Origin of the sequence: Microbulbifer sp. TYP-18 (genome assembly GCF_040932045.1) — a bacterium.
GTDB lineage: Bacteria > Pseudomonadota > Gammaproteobacteria > Pseudomonadales > Cellvibrionaceae > Microbulbifer.
In genome coordinates this window covers 1-283 of sequence record NZ_JBFRBC010000101.1, presented here as the reverse complement: position 1 = coordinate 283, position 283 = coordinate 1, and the positions used below count along the sequence as shown (strand labels likewise).

1 pseudogene is annotated in these 283 nt (G+C 46.6%); it reads left to right on the top strand.

Features of this window, described 5'->3' with window-relative positions:
* Positions 1–160: pseudogene (locus tag ABVT36_RS19140) on the top strand (IS30 family transposase); the annotation flags it as partial.
* Positions 161–283 lie beyond the last annotated feature (123 nt).

The window sequence follows — 283 nt, the reverse complement described above, 5'->3', positions numbered from 1 at the left end:
CCGACAGTATTTTCCTAAAGGCACCGACTTCAATGAAGTCACTGATGAAGAGGTGCAAGCGGTGATGAATCGACTCAACGACCGTCCGAGAAAGACGAGGGGTTGTCGATCACCAAACGAACTATTGATGGGGCAGCGAGCAGATTTACTCGCTGCGTAACGAAATTGCAGTTATTAATCCGGCACGCTTATAGTTCTGTATAATGGCAGCATGAATAAAATAGATGCTCGAAAAATACCGGCTTCCGCTCAAGAAGAAAAGCGCCGCACAGCTATCAAGCTT